The organism is uncultured Gemella sp. (genome assembly GCF_963537375.1).
Taxonomy (GTDB): Bacteria; Bacillota; Bacilli; order Staphylococcales; family Gemellaceae; genus Gemella.
Window position 1 is genome coordinate 1 of the sequence record NZ_CAUTDQ010000068.1, and the last position, 4,889, is coordinate 4,889.

The window sequence follows — 4,889 nt, forward strand, 5'->3', positions numbered from 1 at the left end:
AAATTGAAATCCGGGGCTGGAATTTTTCCATGCCCCGGATTTAGTATACAACCTTTATAAAAAAGGCTCATCAAAAAATCGGACTGATGGAAAAAATCAGTCCGATTAAATTATATACAAAAGTGAAAAAAAGCATAGAAAAAAACACAAATATCCATTATAATTTAATCGACCAAAACTAAAGAAAGGAATATTTGTGTCATGATTAATTATAGTATAGATATAAAAAAATTACTAGGGGTAATCGATAATAATATTAAAATTAATGGAGTTGAAGAAGTAACTTGTTCAAAACATGAAGATAGTCCTCTTCCTCCTAAAGTATTGTTTAAAGTCGTTTATGCCAAACTTGAATACGAACGCCACAAATGCGATAAATGTGGTATCAAATGTAATTCTAAAGTTATTAAAAATGGATGTAAAACTAGCTACATTAAACTTCAAAAATGTGGAGGTTCAAATACATATCTCCACTTAGATAAACAACGTTATTACTGTAGAGATTGTAATCAATACTCTACAGCTGAAACATCGATAACTAAAGGTAAATCTACTATCTCACTTGAATTAAAACGAGAAGTCATATACCGATTAACACTAGAAGCATCTAGAAAATCTATCGCTAGAGAATGTAATATAAGTGATATGACTGTCTATAATATTCAAAAAGAATTATTTGAATCAGAGACAAAGAGGCCATCTTCTAAATTACCTGAATACTTATGTCTTGATGAATTTAGATCAACTAATGATGTTGAAGGTCATTTAAGTTTTATTTATTGTGACGCTTTAACTCATAAAGTAATTGATATACTTACAAACCATAGAAGAGCTACTATAGTAAATCATTTTAAATCTAGGTATTCACTAAAAGAACGTTTAAAAGTAAAAATGGTCTGTACAGATATGAATGCAGGATATATGGCTATGATTAAAAATATCTTCCCTAATGCCACTGTAATAATTGATAGATTTCATATAATACAAGCTTTAAACAACTCATTAAACAATCTTAGAATACGTGTTATGAAAAGATTCAATACTGTTTTAAAAGATGATACTAACGATGAAATCAAAGAAAAAGAACAAATTTATAAACAATTCAAAGCATATTGGAAATTACTATTAAAGCGTGAAGATGAAGTATCTATTGATGATTACGGAAAGAAAGATCATTTTAAACAATGGATTACAAGTAGAGAAATAGTTAGACATCTTATCAATCAAGATGAAGTATTAAAGGATGCATATTATACGACTCAAATGCTTTATGACGCATTTGACGTACGAAATTATAAAGGATTCTTTGATATTATAAACTCAAATAGGGATACTATAGCTGAAGAATTCTCAGCTACTTTTAAAACATTTATTAATAATAAATCATATATTGAAAACTCGTTGAGATATAATCTATCCAATGGCCCAATAGAAGGTATCATTAATAAGGTTAAAAATATAAAGCGTACAGGTTATGGTTATAGAAATTTCTTCAGTCTTAAAGCTAGGGTTTTGATCGTATTCAACCTAGGATATTCTAATACTGATAGAAATGTTAAACAACTAATTGATTATGATAATTTAGCTGCTTAAAACTGAATTATATGATTCTCATAGCTAAATCCATTATTTATAATATATAATTTCTTGACAAGATAAAATTCAAGAACTAAAATTTAATTTACAATGTTTAACTATTTAATTTCAATCAAAAAATTATCTTTTTAATATCTATTTTAAAAAAAAGGAATCATGAGCTTTAAGCTCATGACCCTTCTCATCAGTCCTAAATTTTGTAGAACCATAAAAAATAAGAGCAATTCTATATATTAGAGCTGCTCTTAATTTTTTTATTTTTTCAATTCTTTTGCTGTGAAGCTAAGTGGTAATACTTCTTCAAAAAAGTTGTATACTGCATATGTGTTTTTTGATGTTCCTAGAATTAACTCAAATTCTTCATCTGCAAATTCAGATATAACTTGGCGACATACTCCACAAGGTGGACAGTAGTTTTCTAGGTTACCGTTTGGTCCCCCCACTACTGCAATTTTTTTGAATTTTGTTACTCCTTCACTAACAGCTTTGAATATTGCAGTCCTTTCTGCACAGTTAGTAGGTGAATAGCTTGCATTTTCTATATTACATCCAGTGTATATTTTTCCATTATCTGCGAGTATTGCTGCACCAACTTTAAAGTTTGAATATGGAACGTACGCAAACTTTGTTGCTTCTATAGCGGCTTCTACTAGAGTTTGATTAATGTCTTCATAGAATTCATTTTTTTCTTTTAGTAGTTTCATAACTGAATCGGCGACACCACCTTCTGAGTTTGTTTTTTCAGTAATGAATTTAGCATTTTTTTGTAGTTCTTTATTTCCATTTTTCATCGCGATACTATATTCAACTATATCTAGCATTGCTTGATCATTAAGGTTATCACCTATAGCAATAGCATTTTTTAAGTTGATATCATGTATATCAGCGACTATTTTTAATGCCTCACCTTTTGTAGCTTTTTTGTCCATAATTTCTACGTTATTAGCTCCAGATGAAGTAACGCTTATATTCTCATTTCCTGAAAGTAGTTCGGTTGCATGTTTTAATTTTTCTAAGTCATTTGATATTCCAATTACTTTAATAGCAGGATTGTCTTCTTGATTTAAGTATAATTCTATATTTTCAACTTCGGTAATATGTCCCAATTCAAGTCTATTTTTAGCTTCTTGTCTTAAGTGTTGTTCATTTGGTTCTTCACCATTTGCTCGTATTAAATCGATATATGCAGTTATATCAGTCTCTATACTATTTGTATAAATGGTATTTTTTGTATAAAGTTGATAGCTTATTTCTAAACTTTTTAGTATTTCAATAGTATAGTATAAATCTTTTAATTTCATTGGAGTAATATTAATTATATTCCCATTCTTATCGTATATTATTCCCCCGTTGAAGCTTATAACATCACACTTTATATTTTCATCATTTAATGCAGGTAATGCTTCATAATAGGCTCTTCCGGTAGCTACTACAAATTGAATTCCATTTTTTTGAGCAAATTTTATAAGTTCTACATTTTCATTTGGGATTTTGTGGTCACTATTTAGTAAAGTGCCATCCATATCGCTAGCAATTAATTTAATCATATAATTATAAGAAATACGATTATTTATCGAATTTCATACCCCTTTCTTCAGTGTAATTTGATTATAACATAAGAGGAAGTATTTTGTAAGTGTTTGTAATAATATACTTTATTTTGAGCTTAATTTCTATTATAAATTGTATATTTATGATAAGATAGAATGTAACTAGATTGTATGTAGAGAGTGATAAAATATGATAATTAGAGATTTAATTAAAAATAATAATTTAGAAGAGATATTTACTAATGTAAAAATCGGTTTAGAAAAAGAGGGACAACGTATCTTAGAAGATGGTACGATTTCAAAAACTGATCATCCAAAAGTATTTGGAGTACGTCATGAAAATCCATATATACAGACAGATTTTGCTGAATCACAAGTTGAACTTATTACAACTCCAGAAACCAGTGAAAAAGATGTACTTAGAGTATTAAATGCAGTTCATGAGGTTACACTTAAAAATATGCCTGCTGATGAATTCATATGGCCTTTAAGTATTCCAGCTATACTACCAGATGAAAAGGATATAAGAGTTGCTCAATTTGAGAAAAAATTCGATGTAGAGTATAGAGAGTATTTAGTAAAAAAATATGGGAAATATAAACAAATGGTTTCAGGAATTCACTATAATTTCCAACTTGATGATAAGTTTATGGAGAAAATTTCAGAAATTACTAAGAAAAATTTAGTTAGTGTAAAAAATGAAATTTATTTAAAATTATCAAGACAATTTATTAGATATCAATGGATATTAATATACCTATATGGAGCTTCTCCATTAGCTGAAGATAAGTATTTTACAAATGGAATAAAACCGGATCATTATGTGAGAAGTTTACGTACTAGTCGATATGGTTATGTTAACGATGATGATATTAAAGTATCGTACAGTTCATTAGAAAAATATATTGAAGATATTACAGGTTATGTGAAAAATGGGAATCTAATAGCTGAAAAAGAATTTTACTCTAGCGTTCGCTTTAGAGGAGCTGATACTATCGTGAAGTTTCCTAAAGAAGGTATTAAATATATGGAATTCCGTCTTTTCGATTTAAATCCATTTGCACCTTTTGGCATACTAGATCAAGATATAAGATTTGTTCATTTATTCCTAAAAACATTGGTTTGGTTAGATGAAGAAAATAAAGAAACTTCAGAATCATTAGGTTATGAGTATAGTGAAAATGTTGCATTAACTCATCCATATGAAAATGTTCCTTATGAGGAAGAAGGAATATGGTTATTAAATCAAATGAAAGAACTAGTTAAGGAATTAGGTTTATTTGACAATGATATTAAATTAATCGATGAAAAAATAAAAGAACTACAAAATCCAAAAATTACTCTAGGAGCTAAGTTATTAGCTGAGTATGAAAAAGATAACAATATGTCTAGAGTTGGTATCGAACTTGCTAAAAAATATAAAGAAGAGGCATTAAGAGAATATTATTCATTAAGTGCTTTTGCTAACATGGAACTCTCTACACAGGCGGTAATAGAAGATGCTATAAAAAATGGAATTAAAGTAGATGTAATTGATGAAAATGATCAATTTATTCGTTTAGAAAATAAAGATCATATTGAATATGTAAAAAATGGAAATATGACGAGTAAAGATAGTTATATCTCTCCATTAATTATGGAAAATAAAGTAGTAACAAAGAAAGTTCTTGCTGAAAAAGGTTTTAGAGTACCTAAAGGATATGAGGTCTCTAGTTTAGATGAAGCAATTCAGAAGTTTAATTA

At 28.2% G+C, this 4,889-nt stretch carries 3 protein-coding genes; 2 read left to right on the forward strand and 1 reads right to left on the reverse strand.

The genetic code is table 11. The features are described 5' to 3' along the window. The first annotated feature begins 201 nt into the window (after positions 1 to 201). Positions 202 to 1,593 carry an ISL3 family transposase gene (locus tag RYK99_RS08660; protein ID WP_314991828.1) on the forward strand — a complete coding sequence of 464 codons (1,392 nt, stop codon included), beginning with the start codon at positions 202 to 204 and terminating at the stop codon, positions 1,591 to 1,593. Positions 1,594 to 1,850: 257 nt separating this feature from the next. Here the strand turns inward: RYK99_RS08660 and RYK99_RS08665 are convergent, their stop codons facing one another. Next, a complete protein-coding gene (locus RYK99_RS08665) occupies positions 1,851 to 3,143 on the reverse strand; it encodes a cytidine deaminase (protein WP_314991829.1) in 1,293 nt (430 codons plus the stop codon). A 193-nt stretch (positions 3,144 to 3,336) separates the two neighbouring features. Here RYK99_RS08665 and gshAB point away from each other — a divergent pair. Continuing rightward, positions 3,337 to 4,889: bifunctional glutamate--cysteine ligase GshA/glutathione synthetase GshB (gshAB, locus tag RYK99_RS08670; RefSeq protein ID WP_314991830.1), on the forward strand; the 1,553-nt coding region annotated here is incomplete at its 3' end.